The sequence below is a fragment of the Stenotrophomonas sp. genome (genome assembly GCF_059505245.1).
Genome location: NZ_JCACKF010000045.1, coordinates 169,988 through 184,410, shown reverse-complemented (window position 1 = coordinate 184,410; position 14,423 = coordinate 169,988). Strand labels below are relative to the sequence as shown.

Genomic DNA, 14,423 nt, shown 5'->3' with positions numbered 1-14,423 from the left:
GATGGCATTCGTGAACACTGAAAAACTGCGCATGGCCGCGGCGGCCCTGCTGGGGCTGATGATCATCTTCCTGTGCCAGGTGGCACACGCTGACGCTTGGATTGAACTTACGGGGCCAGCCCAAATCTCCTACACGGCACCAGCAACCTATCAGTTGCAGCTCAAAAGTGGCGTCACAAGCACTGGCCCCAAAGCTGAGTATCTGGAAGACATACAGCTCACGCGCAATGGCCAAGTGATCTCCCGACTTCCGAACGGGACCTATACCGAGAACGGCCTGTCGGCGGGCACGTATCAGTATGTCTATAAGGCATTTGGCGTGCGCAACTTCAACGGCAATGAGTCTTACAGACAGCTGATCTCACCCACGATCACGGTCACGGTGGCGGCACCGCCAACCCCTTTTGACGGCGCGGAGTACGTTTCCGCAAGCTGGCCTAACTCGGCCGATAGAGGAACCCCGTTCAGCGGTACTGTCACCTTCCGGAACACGGGCAACACAACGTGGCGAGCAGGGGAAGGCTATCGACTGGGTCAGGCCGAGCGCTACGTTTCCGGCGCCACGAAACTCGGAATTGCCGAGGTTGCCGTACCCCACGACGTGGCTCCGGGTGGCACAGCAACGTTCGCGTTCAGCGGAGTAGCGGCCAGTGAAAACGGACCGACAACGCTCCAATGGCAAATGAACCGGAATGGTGCTCGCTTCGGTAGCACCAGCAGCGAGCAGATCTTTGAGACGACCGGAAGGCTCAATCGCGGCGTCATGTATGAGCAAGAGGTCCCGACCAGCATGGAGACCGGGCGGACCTATCGAGTCAAGCTGAAGTTCACCAACACGGGTAACACGACGTGGTCGGCGTCGGCGGGCTATGCATTGGGGTCCTGGAATCCCAATGACAATGTCCGCTGGGGTAGGGCGCGGGTTCCAATGCCGAATGACGTCAGTCCACAGCTACCTGCGTTCTTTGAATTCGACGTGGTAGCTCCTTCATTGCCAGGTGTCTACAGCTTCCAATGGCGGTTGCTGGAAGAGGGCAAAGAATGGTTTGGTCGGGAAAGCGACAATGTCCAGGTCACGGTCAGCGGGCCGCCGTCCAAGGTGATCGGCAACATCGATGGTGTCACCAGCGACGGTCAGATTCGAGGCTGGGCGTGCTCGACGGGCATTGATTCGTCGATTGACATTCATGCCTACTCCGGTGGAGCCGCCGGCAGTGGTGGGACGATCTTCCTGACCGGCAAGGCCGACTTGGCGAGTGAGCCGGCCGTGGCTGCGTCCTGCAAGGCGGGAGGCAATCATCGCTTCTCGCTTCAGATGAGCAACGAGCAGCGCCGCCAGCGTGCCGGACAACCGATCTACGTCCATGGAATTTCCCCCGTTGGACAAGCCAACAACACCCTTGATGGCTCCGGCGCCTTTGTGGTTCCTGCAGCCCCCACTGGCACGGTGTCCGCGACTCCGGCCATGTGCCAGATTGCATCGGGCGCTCAAACCTGCAACGTAACGCTGGCCTGGTCTGCAACGGACTCACGTGCGGAGCTCTGGCGTGATGGCGGGGTGTTGGTGGGCAGTGGTGCCAGCGGCTCTCTTGCTGCACCCATCGGTGCTGGAACGAGCCGGTTTACTCTCACTGTAGACGGCGATGTGATCGCTAGTGCGCTTGCCACCGCGAGCAGGGCTCCCATAGCGCCTGTCGACCCAGAAAATCCGGCGCCTCCGGTCACCCGGAGATACGTCTACGACGACAACCTCCGGCTGTGCAAATCAATTGAGCCCGAAGTCGGTGCAACGGTTATCGAGTACGACGCTGCCGGTAATATTGCCTGGAGCGCACAAGGGCTTGATCTCTCCGATTCCTCCCGGTGCGATCGCGATGTAGCTTTTTCCTCGACTCGACGCGTGGCGTATGCTCATGACGCACGTAATCGCATCGTCCAGACGACCTATCCTGATGGGCTTGGCAACCTCCAGCTCCAGTACACCGCCGATGGCAAGCTGAAGTCAGAGACGTCTCTCAACCAGAATGGCGTCACCGTCATCACCGGGCTCAGCTACAACTCGCTGGGCTTGGTCGTTGGCCACTCCAGAATTGTTGGGACAGCAAGCCCAAGGACCTCCACCTTTGCCTACAACGGGCTTGGTCAACAGGTGCTCACGCGCTATCCGGACGGCTATGAGGTTCAGCAGACCCTGAACGCGCTGGGGCAACCACTCAAGCTGCAGGATGGCCAAGGCACCGTGCTGGCCAGCGAGGTGAGCTATGCACCCAGTGGCAAGGTCTCGAGCATGACCTATGGCAATGGAGTCACTCGTCGCGTACAGGAAAATGCTCGTCAGCTGGTGAGCGAGGTGCTAGACGTCGAGGTTGTCAACCTAAATTACAGCTACGATTCGGCAAGGAATATCGTCACTATCCACGATGCCCTGCGCGGCGACGCGGGCACTGTATCGCTAGGCTATGATCGACTCGACCGACTGGTACGAGCCAACTCACCTTCGTTCGGTGGTAATGGGCAGTATGTGTTCGCCTACGATACCTTAGATAACATCATCTCGATGCGCCTTCCGGGAAAGCGCGAGCGCACGTATCACTACGATGCGTGGAATCGCCTGCAATTGCTTCGCGACCATGATGGCAACGGCGTATTTGCAATCGGGTACGACGCGGCAGGCAATATGACGACTCGAAACGGCCAGATGTTCGAATTCGATGTTGGTGGGCGGCTCCGCGCTGGCGGACTCGTTTCCAAGTACCTGTATGATGGTGGCGGCAATCGCGCTGCCGCGGAAGGCGAGCTGTACCGTACTTGGAACTACTTGGCAGATGGCAAGCTGATCGAGTCGACAACGGGGCCAGATGTATCCGACTACATCTATTTGGGGAGCAGCCTGCTTTCCATTCGAACCAGTACCCCCGATGCAGTCAAGATGGTCTACCAGCATTACGATGCGCGCTCGACACTTGCTGCGACCAGCGACACCAGCGGCAAGGTGTTATCCCGCCACATCTGGTCACCGTACGGCGAGCCGGACATTGCGCCAGACGCCTCGACGCCAGGTTACTCAGGACATCTCACCGATCCCGATACAGGCTTGATATACATGGGGCAGCGCTATTACGATCCAGCGATCGGGCTGTTCCTGAGCGCGGATCCGGTTACGGCGCACAGTGATCCTGCAGCAATGTTCCACCGCTACAGATACGCAAACAACAATCCCTACAAATTCATCGACCCCGATGGTAGGCAGGCAGTCCCCGTCCGCCCGCTTGTCTTTTACCAAATCACAACGCGCACCACGACCGACAGCGGAGCGGTCAACGTCGCCAGGACGAATGTTTCGAACTACGGAATCGTCCACGGTGCGCAAACGGAAGTCCGCGGGACCGTCACGCTTCTACCCCAAAAGTCACTAGGCGGGACACCGGCCAACCCCGGGCCTGCCGTGACAACCAGATTGCTTAATTTCAGCGATAAGACCCAGCAGAACATTGAAGTGACGAGCGGCCAAAGAACCGTGGAGCAAAACCAGGCTGTGGGCGGTGCGACTCGGAGCCAGCATCTGCAGGACAACGCGGCAGACATTCGGATCAGTGGGAGCACGCCGAAGCAGACCGCTGATGCGGCCCATAGCTCCGGTGAGTTCAACAGAGTCAATCAATATACTGATGGCCGCGGCGTCCATGTAGATCTTAAGCAAGGCGGAACGCAGGGACGATTCACTGACTGGAAACCTCAAGAATGAAGATTATCTACAGTGCCGCCTCGGTTCTGATGCTGGCGGCATGCAGCCCCGCCCCCTCTGACGTGCTGGAGGGGGCAAAGCACGCACCCGTTGAGGCTGCCTCCGCAGCGGAGACGGCCATCGACACCAGCCATGGTTCAATCGCAGGTCTCCGTACGGGTATGACTAGGGACCAACTTGTCGCAACCGGGCACGCCATCATTGAACGCTTGGTCATGCAAGAAGGAGACGAGTACGTGGTCATGGACGTCTCATTGCGCGACGGCGTAACCGTCGAATGCTGGATTGACGATGGCAGGATTGAGCTGATGCGAACCACAGCCGAAGGCATGAGCGACAAGAAGGGAGTTGGCGTCGGCTCAACTCTGGCCGAGTTGAAAGCCGCCTACCCCGGTGGCCGTCTGATTGTGGGAATTGAGGACGGGAGACGCTATGCCAACTTCGTCAACCACTCAAGGCTAGTCTTCGAGATGGACATGGACGCGCTTCCGAAAGCATGTTTCGATGACGAAAGTGTCGGATGTGAAATACACCCGGACTTGCGGGTGCGTAGCATTGTCATGTATTCCAGCCCCGCAGGTTGAGCGAAAAGCGCGAAGTGCAATTCCCGCGGAGTCCTGATTGCCCAAACACACACCTAGCTAACTAGCACGATGCTTCAGCCGGAAATACGGGCACATCTCGCAGTGTCCGTTCCGGCCACGGGGTGATCCGTGCGGCAGCGCGGAGCGGGCGCGGCACCAGCGCCGACAGGTCGAAGCGTCGTTTGGAGCGCCATTGCGCCTCGGCCAGATAGCGATGAGCGTACTTGCAGAATCTGAAGGCATGGCACGTGCCGTCCAGCGCACGCTTCAGATTGGACAACACCACGTTGACCCAGTGCGCATTGGGTTGCTCGCACCCAGTATTGCCACTGGCTTGGGTCACCGTATGGGCATGCTCGTTCTCCAGCACACGAAAGGCGCCTAATCCGTCGCTGTAAACATCCGATCCCGGTTGCAGCTGCCGTGCACTTCATTGGGCCAGGGCGGCTTTGCATGCGCGCGGCGGAGAGAATGCTGCCGCTGCAAATGGACGCGCAGCTCACGCCGCTCTAGCCCAAAGAATTGCAGCGAAACCTGGCTGGCAATCTGAGCCGCAAATGATTGGAGCTGACGGTAAGGTCTACAAACCTGACGCAGTCACACCGAATGGTCGAGTCCTCGAGTTGAAGCGAATACACCTTTTGGTATGACACCGGGCGCTCGGCAAACTGCAAATTACGAAAAGCAGCTCGGCACGCATGCACGAGTCATCTATTACGGCCCGGATAAATTTAAAAAGCCATGACAATAAAGAAACTCATTGCGCGCACAGATGAGGTCCTTGCACCCCTTGTATTCAACCGAAAGGGCGCACTTTGGAATCGCACGATTGATTCAATTGTTGAGGTGATTGATATTCAGGTAGGTAAGTCTGGTGATACTGCGACGATTAATGTCGGTGTGTTGCAAGTCGACGCCTTCGAGAAAGCATGGGGCCGCAAGCCTCAAGGATTTGTGGAAGAGCCCTTTTGCATCGTGCGTGCTCGCGTTGGAGAGATCGTCAACAATCACGATCTCTGGTGGCCTCTGAATGATGGCCAAACTCCAAAGAACGTCGCCATGACACTGGAAACACATGTTCTCCCTTTCTTGGAAAGGTCGCGAACTCAAGAGGCAATGGAGGCATTCTTGGAAGCCGTACATGGAAATTACCCCCTGCCGAAGATCTATCTGGCGATCCTCAAATACCAAGGCGGGGACATTCAAAGTGCATGCGCTATTCTTCGTAAGTTGCATGAGAAAGCGCGTGGGGACGGGAGTGATAGATCCATGGAAGTTGCACGAAGGATTGGGTGTGATATCGGTTGAAGGCTCTGTAAAGTCGAACAGGGAATAAATAAGAGCCGCCTGGACAATCCCGGCATTCCATACGTGCTGCTCAGCACGCCTGTCTGCGGCGATATAGGCACTGTCGCGAACACCCAGTCTTATTTGCCATGCAGCAGCTCATGGGTGACCGTCATGTCACCGACATCGGCCGCAGTACGCTTCACGTGATGCACCAGGCCTGAAAACTCATCTACACCGATATGGACCTTCATGTCGAAGTATCACGGGTTGCCCTTGCGGGTCTCGTGCATCTCAGAATCTCCCGCCCTTTCGGCATTCTTGGTTGAGCTGGGCCCGTGGATGATGGAGGCGATCCACGATCGTGCCCGCGCGCAGGCACCCTTTCGGGCAGGTGCGCGTTCACCGCTTCAAGCATCTTCGCCGCCAGGCCGTGCAGCTCCAGCAGACGACGGACATTGAGGATCTTGGTCTCATCCGGAATCGCATCAGGACCGCCGGGCCGGGCGAACAACCGCATCGAGGCGATCTCATGCAATGCCATGGATGGCTCCTCAAGATGAGCCGCATTGTCTCTCGGGTTGCCGGCAAGCGGCCGGCACTGCCCGGGTAGTTGTTCAGAGCATCCTTTTTCGCGCCATCCATGGCGCCGATACCCCCGCGAACCCGCCCCACCCGGCCTCTGAAGGATTCCGGGCGCGTCCTACCGCGGCAATGCAGAGAGAATCAAACGCAACTGCCGGGGGTTGAGGCAGAATCGGGGTTTCGGCTGGAGGTCTGCGCGTGCATCCGATTGAAAGTGAACGCCTGCGCCTGCGTGCGATCGAACCTGATCGCGATGCGGTGCCGATGCTGGCGCTGTTGAACGATCCGGGTTTCCTGCGCTTCATCGGCGACCGTGATGTGCACAGCGAGGAACAGGCGCGGGAGTACATCGCGCTGCGCGTGCTGCACAGCTATGCCTTGAACGGGTTCGGCATGTATGCCATCGAACGCTTGTCCGATGGTGCCTGGCTGGGCAACGCCGGGCTGGTGCGGCGTGATGGCCTGCCGGGGCCGGATATCGGCTATGCGGTGCTTTCGGAATTTGCCGGGCAGGGCTATGCCGGCGAGGCGGCGCGGGCAGTGTTCGCGCATGCACGCGGAGCGCTGGGCCTGCACGATCTGTATGGCATCACCGACCTGGACAACGTGGTGTCCGGAAAGATCCTGCTGGGCCTGGGCATGCAGGAACGCGGGGTGATCCAGCTGCCGGGCGTGGACAGCCCGAGCCGGCTGTATGCCACGCCGGGCGCGGCCGAGGTTTGATCATGGTGGGTGCCGACAGTTGGTCTGCACTGCATCGGCAGGACATCCGGTAGTGCCGGCCGCTGGCCGGCAACCCGGGATAGCACTGGGGTCAGAGCCCGCCTTGCGGGATCCGACCCCAGTAGATTGCTTCAGACGCGCAGTTCGGCCAGCTGTGCCTGCAGCTCGGCCACGGCCGCTTCCAGCTGGGCCACGCGCTCGGCCAGGCCCGGGTCGGCCGCATCGCTGCTGCCGCTGCTGCTGGCGTACTTCGCCGCCAGCGCCGCGCCATCCACCTCGCCGCACAGCAGGTGCATGTAGCGGTCTTCGCGCTGGCCACTGGCACGCGGCAGCACCACCAGCAGGGCACGCTGCTGCAGGCGCTCGATGGCATGGCGGGCTTCGTCGGTGTCGGCGAAGCGGTGCAGGCGCTCGCTGCGCGTGACCAGCTCGCCCAGCGTCTGTGGACCGCGCAGCAGCAGCAGCGCCAGCAGCACGGTCTGCTGCCGGGTCAGGTCCAGCGCGGCCTGCAGGCGGTGTTCGTAGCGATCGGCGCGCGAGGAGAAGTGCTGGCGGGCCAGGCCCAACGCCTCCAGCTGGCGCAGCGCGTGCTGCACGCTGCCAGCGTCCACGTTCATCACCGGCTCGCGCGCGGTCTTCTGGTTGGCCGCCGATTGGGCGGCGTTGACCGTCAGCGGGTAGGTGTCCGGGGTGGTCGCCTCCTTCTCCACCAGGCAGCCCAGCAGGCGGGCCTGCACGGCGTCGAGCAGGGGGACGTCAGGGGTCTGGGCGGAATCGGTCATGGCGGCCTCCGGAAGGGCAACGGGTCAACCGCCAAGCATAGCCGTCCCGGGGCCGGCTTTGCCGGTAAAATGCGCCGGTATATCTGATTGCCGGTGAATCCATGCGTCGTCCCGTTTCCCTGTCCCTGACCCTGCTCGCCACTGCGGCGCTGGGCCTGTCCGCCTGCAAGCGCGTGGAGGCGCCCGCCGCCGAAGCCGCGGCCCCGCAGGCGCCCGCTGCCGCCGCCAAGGCCGACGGCGCGCTCGATGCCACGGCCAACGACAACCTCAACGCCGTGCTGTGGATGCAGCGCGCGCAGGAGTACAGGGCGATCACCGAGCAGACCTACCGCGCCGCCGCCGACCACCTGGATGCGGCGTTGAAGGAAGCCCACTGGGATGCGCTGGTGCCGGAAGAGCGCGGCAACGACGCCAAGGGCCTGAAGCCGGCCGTGGTGCTGGACGTGGACGAGACCGTGCTGGACAACTCGCCCTACCAGGCGCGCTTGGTGCGCGACGGCAAGGAATACGACGAACTGACCTGGGACCAGTGGGTAGCCGAAAAGAAGGCCAAGGCGATCCCGGGCGTGGTCGACTTCGCCAAGGCCGCCAATGCCAAGGGCGTGACCCTGCTCTACATCTCCAACCGCGCCGTGCACCTGAAGGACGCGACCCTGGCCAACCTGCGCGAGCAGGGCCTGCCGGTGGCCGACGACAGCGTGTTCCTTGGCCTGGGCACGGTGGTGCCGGGCTGCGAGCAGGCCGGCAGCGAGAAGAACTGCCGCCGCCGCCTGGCAGGGCAGAAGTACCGCGTGCTGATGCAGTTCGGCGACCAGCTGGGTGACTTCGTTGAAGTGACCGCCAACACCAACGACGGCCGTGACGCGCTGCTGCAGCAGTACCACGACTGGTTCGGCGAGCGCTGGTGGATGCTGCCGAACCCGACCTACGGCGGCTTCGAGCCGGCGCAGTTCAACAACGACTACAGCCAGTCGCGCCAGGCCCGCCACGACGCCAAGCGCGCCGCCCTGGACTACGCCCCGTGAGCCGCGCACCGCTGCCGTTGCGCGCCGATGAGCGCCTGATCTTCGCGCTGGACGTGCCTGATCGCGCGCAGGCACTGGACTGGGTCGATCGCCTTGGTGACAGCGTGGCGTTCTACAAGATCGGCATGGAACTGCTCGCCTCCGGCGAGTACTTCCAAGTGCTGGATGAGCTGGCCCGCCGCGACAAGCGCGTGTTCGTCGACCTGAAGTTCTTCGACATCCCGGCGACCGCTGCAGCGGTGATCAAGCGCCTGTCGCAGTGGCCGGTCAGCTACGCCACCATCCATGGCTGGCACCCGGCGATGATGGAGGCCTGCGCGGCCGCCAACAGCAGCGACATGCGGCTGCTGGCGGTGACCGTGCTGACCTCGATGGGGCGCGCCGATCTGGCGCAGATGGGCGTCGACCGCGAGCCGGTGGACGTGGTGGTCGAACGCGCGTTGGCCGCCCAGGCAGCGGGCGTCGATGGCGTGATCGCCTCGGGCCAGGAGGCTGCACCGATCCGTGCCGCGACCGGTAGCGGGTTCTCGATCGTCTGTCCGGGCATCCGTCCCGGTGGTCCGGTCGGCGATGACCAGAAGCGCACCGTTGGCGTGGCCCAGGCCTTCGCCGATGGCGCCGACGCCATCGTTGTCGGACGCCCGATCCGCCTGGCGGCTGATCCGCAGGCCGCTGCGCGGGCAATCCAGCAGGAAATCGCGTCGGCTCTGGCTGCACGCTGAGCCCACCGCTGACGCCGGTCACGCCGGCACCACGAACGCCATTCCGATCCATGCGGGATGGCGTTCGCAATTGTTGGCCTGCGACTGTCGCAGGCAGCGCATTGCACCGAAACTGTGCGCGCGTTCGCGCTGCAGGCTTCATCCCTGCTTCCCAATCGATGCACCGGCACGGACCGCGGCCGCGCCGGTTCCAACCATTGATAGAGGAGTACAGGGATATGTATCGCAGCACCTCTTTGTTCATCGGCCTGTTGTTGGCCGCGTCCGCCGTACCCGCCTTCGCTGCGCCGCAGGTGCGCGAAGCACCGCGCATCATCGGCGGTGAAGCAGCGCCGGCTGGCGAGTACCCGTTCATGGTCAGCATCCAGGGCATCTTCGACGGCGATTCGGATCATGACCGCCACTTCTGCGGGGGCACCCTCATCTCGCCTTCGTGGGTGCTGACCGCCGCGCACTGCATGCAGGGGGAAGCGCCGGGCGGCATCGCCGTCGTCGGCAACGCGGCGGCCCTGTCCACCGAAGCCTCGCCCCGCGCCTCCAACGTCAAGGCGATCCACGTCCATCCGGCATTCAACAGCGGCAACTCGCTGGAGCACGACGTGGCCCTGATCCAGCTCAACGCCCCCCTGGACGGTGCACAGCCGGTGGCGCTGCGGCTGCGGCCCGACGCCAGTTATCTCAAGCCGGGCCGCGAATTCACCGTGATCGGCTGGGGCGACACCGACATCGGCGATGGCCGGGTCTACCCGACCCAGCTGCAGACCGTGCAGGTGCCGTTCGTGGCATTCGACGAATGCCAGCAGGCCTACGGCGGGGAACTGTCGCGCGGCAAGGTGATCTGCGCCGGCCGCGAGGGCATCGACAGCTGCCAGGGGGACTCCGGCGGGCCGCTGCTGCTGCGCCTGCGTGAGGGCTGGACCCAGTTCGGCATCGTCAGCTGGGGCGAGGGCTGCGCGCTGGCCGGCTATCCGGGGATTTATGCCCGAATCGCCGAAAAACACGCCGTAGATTTCATTGAATCCGTCTGGCAGCACGATTGATTCAATAAAATCAAATACATACATGGCATTACGTGAAGTGTTGCCTTAACTTGAAGGGCAGCGTAGGATCGCCGCCATCCGGTCCTCGGACCGGACATGTGCCACAACACTGTCCTCCGGCCCCGTGCCGGTTTGAAGAGCCTGTGATCCCCGTGATCCGGGCTCTTTTTTTATCCCGCTGGTGGTTCTGGGGTCAGATCCCTTCTGCCTGCCGGCAGAAGGGATCTGACCCCCTTGGTTGGAAACGTGACCGCACGGCTTGCCGCTGTCACGTCGCAGGCCGCAAGATGCGGGCCGGTCCGGGGAGTCCGAGTGCATGAGCGTGGCGGTGCGAGCAAGGTCTGCGCGTGGATGGGGGCTGGCGGCGATGCTGCTGCTGGCCGTTGCGGCATGCCGCGAGTCTGTGAACGATCCGGCCAGGCCGGCGGCCGAGCCGGTGGCTGCGGTGCAGGCGATGGCGTTGCGCCTGGCCGAAGATGATCTGGTCGGCTACGCAAAGCTGTCGGTATCGCCAGGCCAGTATCAGCGGCTGCAGCAGGCCTGGGCGGAGGGACACAGCCAGTGGCCGCTGACCGAGCTGCCGCTGGGGGACCAGCTGCTGCCGATGCTGGCCGCGCTGCGCAAGCCCGATGCCAGCACCGAACTGCAGCGCAGCTTCGACCGCCAGCTGGCCGGCCAGGCCAGCGCCGTGCGCCAGGCCGCGCAGTCGATGGGCAATTTCGGGGTGCAGTACCTGCGCCATCAGAAGGGCTACACGCCCGGCCAGCAGGCCCATTACATCGCCCTGGTCGAAACCCTTGCTGTCTGGGCGCAGGGCGCGCCGATCAGTGACCGCGCCCGTGCACGCAGCACCATCGCCGCGCTGGTCGGCGCGGCCGGCAAGGTCGGCTTCGATGACGAGGCTGGCCTGCAGGCGGCTGGCATGGAGGGCAGCCTGCAGCAGCTGGCGCCGTTCATCCACACCCTCAAGGCGGTGCTTGGCAGCTACGGGCTGGGCGTGGATGACGCGCTTCGCAGCGTACGGGGCGAGCTGCTCTCGGTGGAAGGCGACAATGCGCTGGTACGCCTGCACTACGACCTGGCCGGCCGCGAGATGAGCCTGCAGCTGCCACTGAGCCGGCGCGAGGGCCACTGGTACCTGACCCGTACCCTGGCCGACACCGACGCGCTGCTGCGCAAGGCCGACGCGGCCCGCGCGGCTGCGTCGCCGGCAGCCGCTGAAGCCCCCGCCGAAGGTGGGGAAGCGGCAACGCCGCCGCCTAAGCCATAATGGCGCCGATGTCGAAACAGAACCCGCTGCCGTTCCCCGGCGAAGAATCCCAGTCGACGCCCGCCGATACGGTGCCGGCGTCCCCCTCGACCGGTACCGGCCCGAACCCGGTACCGCCGCCCGCGCACGCGCGTCCGGCCGGCCGCCGCCCGCTGTGGGCTCGCCTGCTCGGCCGCCTGGTCGAGCCGTGGCTGTCGCTGAAGATCGAACCGGAAGACCCGGGCCAGTACAACGATGGCCGCCCGGTCATGTACGTGCTGGAAGACTACGGCCTGTCCAACGCGCTGATCCTGGACAAGGCCTGCCGCCAGGCCGGCCTGCCGTCGCCGCTGGTGCCGCTGGCCGGTGACCCGACCGGCCGCAAGCGCGCCTACCTGGCGCTGTCGCGGCGCAGCTCCAGCAACTCGCTGATTCCCGAGCAGCGCGGCGCCAAGACCCACTCCGACTCGCTGGCCAAGGTCCTGCAGGCGCACCGCGTGCGCGATGACCTGGACGTGCACCTGGTGCCGGTGTCGATCTTCGTCGGCCGCGCCCCGGACAAGCAGAGCGGTTGGTTCGCGGTGCTGTTCTCGGAAAACTGGGCACTGGTCGGCCGCTTCCGTCGCCTGCTGGCGGTGCTGCTCAACGGCCGCAGCACCATCGTCCGCTTCGCCCCGCCGATCTCTCTGCGCAACACCGTGGATGAAGGCCTGGAGCCGGAGCGCACGGTGCGCAAGCTGCAGCGCGTGCTGCGTACGCACTTCCGACGCATCCGTGAATCGGTGATCGGCCCCGACCTGTCGACCCGGCGCCTGCTGGTGGACCAGGTGCTGGCCGCCGAGCCGGTACGCGAAGCGATCGCCGCACAGGCCAAGCGCGACAACTCAAAGCCGGCCGATGCCTGGAAGAAGGCACACGCCTACGCCTGGGAAATCGCTGCGGACTATTCCAGCCCGGTAGTGCGCTCGGCCAGCTTCATGCTCAGCCACGTGTGGAACCGCATCTATGCGGGCGTGCTGGTGCACCACCTGGACAAGTTCAAGGCCGCCGCGCCGGGGCACGAAGTGGTCTACGTGCCCAGCCACCGCAGCCACATGGACTACCTGCTGCTGTCCTACCTGCTGTACGACCGTGGCATCGTGCCGCCGCACATCGTGGCCGGCATCAACCTGAACCTGCCGGTGGTCGGCACCCTGCTGCGCAAGGGCGGTGCATTCTTCATCCGCCGCTCGATCCGTGGCAACGCGCTGTACTCGGCGGTGCTCAGCGAATACGTCGCGCAACTGGTGGCCGGTGGCTACTCGCTGGAGTACTTCGTCGAAGGCGGCCGCTCGCGTACCGGGCGCCTGCTGCAGCCCAAGGGCGGCATGATCTCGATGACGCTGCGCGCGTTCCTGCGCCAGCCGCGCAAGCCGGTGCTGTTCCAGCCGATCTACATCGGCTACGAGAAGCTGATGGAAGGCGGCAGCTACCTGGACGAACTGTCCGGCCGGCCGAAGGAAAAGGAATCGATCTGGTCGCTGCTGTGGGGCATCCCCAAGGTGCTCAAGCAGAACTACGGCCAGGTGGTGGTGAACTTCGGCGAGCCGATCGCGCTGAACGACGTGCTGGCCGAGAAGGCACCGGAGTGGAAGGGCGAGGCGGTGTCCGAGGACGAAAAGCCGGCCTGGCTGTCGACCACGGTGGACACGCTGGCCGAACGCATCCAGGTGCGCATCAATGGCGCCGCCGACGTCAACCCGATCAACCTGCTGGCGCTGGCCCTGCTGTCCACGCCGAAGCACGCGATGGGCGAGGCCGACCTGATCGCGCAGATCGAACTGTGCAAGACCCTGCTGGTCGAGATGCCGTACTCGGACCGGGTGACGGTGACGCCGCACTCGCCGGAGCGGATCATCGCCCACGCCGAGGAAATCAACGTCCTCACCCGCATCAAGCACCCGCTGGGCGATGTGCTCAGCGTCAGCGGCGACACCGCAGTGCTGCTGAGCTACTTCCGCAACAACGTGGTGCACCTGTTCACCGCCTCGTCGTGGGTGGCCTGCTGCTTCCAGAACAACCGCCGCATGAGCCGCACCGGCCTGGTCCAGCTGGGCCGTACGGTGTACCCGTTCCTCCAGGCCGAGCTGTTCCTGCCGTGGAGCGAGGACGAGTTCGCCCAGCGCATCGACCGGACCATCGATGTGTTCGTGCGCGAGGGCCTGCTGCAGAACGTCAACGATGACGACGGCGGCATCCTGGCGCGCAACACCGGGCAGACCGACGAGGTGTTCCGCCTGCGCGCGATCGGCCATTCGCTGCAGCAGGCGTTCGAGCGCTATTACATTGCCATCTCGGTGCTGGTGAAGAACGGCCCCGGCGTGCTCGGCGCTGCCGAGCTGGAAAGCCTGTGCCAGCAGGCCGCGCAGCGGCTGAGCCTGCTCTATGCGCCGGCCGCGCCGGAGTTCTTCGACAAGTCCCTGTTCCGTGGCTTCATCCAGAAGCTGCGCGAACTGCGTCTGGTGTGGCCGGACGAGAACAGCAAGCTGCTGTTCGACGAGCGCCTGGATGCCTGGGCCAAGGATGCCAAGTTCATCCTGGGCCGTGAGCTGCGCCACACCATCGAACGGGTCAGCCCGGAAGCGGCCCGCCCGGACGAGCCTGCGCCGCAGGATTGAAGGCAGCGCCGGCCATGCGGTGGG

The 14,423-nt window shown here is 63.7% G+C and carries 10 protein-coding genes and 2 pseudogenes; 9 read left to right on the top strand and 3 right to left on the bottom strand.

Features of this window, described 5'->3' with window-relative positions; genetic code table 11:
- Position 1 precedes the first annotated feature (1 nt).
- Positions 2 to 3,745, top strand: a complete 3,744-nt coding sequence (locus tag AC5JLE_RS18440) for an RHS repeat-associated core domain-containing protein (protein WP_262217498.1) — start codon at positions 2 to 4, stop codon at positions 3,743 to 3,745.
- A complete protein-coding gene (locus AC5JLE_RS18435; protein WP_164110669.1) occupies positions 3,742 to 4,329 on the top strand; it encodes a hypothetical protein in 588 nt (195 codons plus the stop codon). Before AC5JLE_RS18440 ends, AC5JLE_RS18435 begins: the two co-directional genes overlap by 4 nt.
- Positions 4,330 to 4,390: 61 nt before the next feature.
- Here AC5JLE_RS18435 and AC5JLE_RS18430 read toward each other — a convergent pair.
- Positions 4,391 to 4,822, bottom strand: a pseudogene (locus tag AC5JLE_RS18430) (transposase); the annotation flags it as partial.
- A 248-nt stretch (positions 4,823 to 5,070) separates the two neighbouring features.
- On the opposite strand from AC5JLE_RS18430, the gene AC5JLE_RS18425 reads away from it, so the two are divergent.
- Positions 5,071 to 5,637 (top strand): DUF4304 domain-containing protein, encoded by a 567-nt coding sequence (locus AC5JLE_RS18425; protein ID WP_164110668.1) that lies wholly within the window; start codon positions 5,071 to 5,073, stop codon positions 5,635 to 5,637.
- Positions 5,638 to 5,759: 122 nt separating this feature from the next.
- On the opposite strand, the pseudogene AC5JLE_RS18420 reads toward AC5JLE_RS18425, so the two are convergent.
- Positions 5,760 to 6,175: pseudogene (locus AC5JLE_RS18420) on the bottom strand (transposase); the annotation flags it as partial.
- Between the two features lie 224 nt (positions 6,176 to 6,399).
- Here AC5JLE_RS18420 and AC5JLE_RS18415 point away from each other — a divergent pair.
- Positions 6,400 to 6,924, top strand: coding sequence for a GNAT family N-acetyltransferase (locus AC5JLE_RS18415; protein ID WP_164110664.1), 525 nt, complete (start codon positions 6,400 to 6,402; stop codon positions 6,922 to 6,924).
- Between the two features lie 131 nt (positions 6,925 to 7,055).
- Here AC5JLE_RS18415 and AC5JLE_RS18410 read toward each other — a convergent pair whose 3' ends face one another.
- Entirely contained in the window at positions 7,056 to 7,706 is a 651-nt protein-coding gene (locus AC5JLE_RS18410) for a YceH family protein (RefSeq protein WP_046427683.1), read from the bottom strand.
- A gap of 101 nt (positions 7,707 to 7,807) precedes the next feature.
- Between AC5JLE_RS18410 and AC5JLE_RS18405 the strand changes: the two genes are divergently transcribed.
- From AC5JLE_RS18405 to plsB, 5 genes are all read left to right on the top strand, one after another.
- Positions 7,808 to 8,731: a 5'-nucleotidase, lipoprotein e(P4) family gene (locus tag AC5JLE_RS18405; RefSeq protein ID WP_032962372.1), complete on the top strand. Its 924-nt coding sequence runs from the start codon at positions 7,808 to 7,810 to the stop codon at positions 8,729 to 8,731.
- Positions 8,728 to 9,453, top strand: a complete 726-nt coding sequence (pyrF, locus tag AC5JLE_RS18400) for an orotidine-5'-phosphate decarboxylase (RefSeq protein ID WP_111205508.1) — start codon at positions 8,728 to 8,730, stop codon at positions 9,451 to 9,453. The genes AC5JLE_RS18405 and pyrF overlap by 4 nt, the downstream gene beginning before the upstream one ends.
- 218 nt (positions 9,454 to 9,671) lie before the next feature.
- Positions 9,672 to 10,493 carry a S1 family peptidase gene (locus AC5JLE_RS18395; protein WP_032962376.1) on the top strand — a complete coding sequence of 274 codons (822 nt, stop codon included), beginning with the start codon at positions 9,672 to 9,674 and terminating at the stop codon, positions 10,491 to 10,493.
- A gap of 316 nt (positions 10,494 to 10,809) precedes the next feature.
- Entirely contained in the window at positions 10,810 to 11,763 is a 954-nt protein-coding gene (locus AC5JLE_RS18390) for a hypothetical protein (protein ID WP_164110660.1), read from the top strand.
- Positions 11,763 to 14,399, top strand: a complete 2,637-nt coding sequence (plsB, locus tag AC5JLE_RS18385) for a glycerol-3-phosphate 1-O-acyltransferase PlsB (RefSeq protein ID WP_032962379.1) — start codon at positions 11,763 to 11,765, stop codon at positions 14,397 to 14,399. The genes AC5JLE_RS18390 and plsB overlap by 1 nt, the downstream gene beginning before the upstream one ends.
- Positions 14,400 to 14,423: the final 24 nt, after the last annotated feature.

Coding starts and splice junctions, on each gene's coding strand:
- AC5JLE_RS18405 (WP_032962372.1), top strand. CDS start 7,808: ATGCGTCGTCCCGTTTCCCTGTCCCTGACCCTGCTCGCCACTGCGGCG.
- AC5JLE_RS18390 (WP_164110660.1), top strand. CDS start 10,810: ATGAGCGTGGCGGTGCGAGCAAGGTCTGCGCGTGGATGGGGGCTGGCG.
- plsB (WP_032962379.1), top strand. CDS start 11,763: ATGGCGCCGATGTCGAAACAGAACCCGCTGCCGTTCCCCGGCGAAGAA.
- AC5JLE_RS18440 (WP_262217498.1), top strand. CDS start 2: ATGGCATTCGTGAACACTGAAAAACTGCGCATGGCCGCGGCGGCCCTG.
- AC5JLE_RS18425 (WP_164110668.1), top strand. CDS start 5,071: ATGACAATAAAGAAACTCATTGCGCGCACAGATGAGGTCCTTGCACCC.
- AC5JLE_RS18435 (WP_164110669.1), top strand. CDS start 3,742: ATGAAGATTATCTACAGTGCCGCCTCGGTTCTGATGCTGGCGGCATGC.
- AC5JLE_RS18410 (WP_046427683.1), bottom strand. CDS start 7,706: ATGACCGATTCCGCCCAGACCCCTGACGTCCCCCTGCTCGACGCCGTG.
- AC5JLE_RS18395 (WP_032962376.1), top strand. CDS start 9,672: ATGTATCGCAGCACCTCTTTGTTCATCGGCCTGTTGTTGGCCGCGTCC.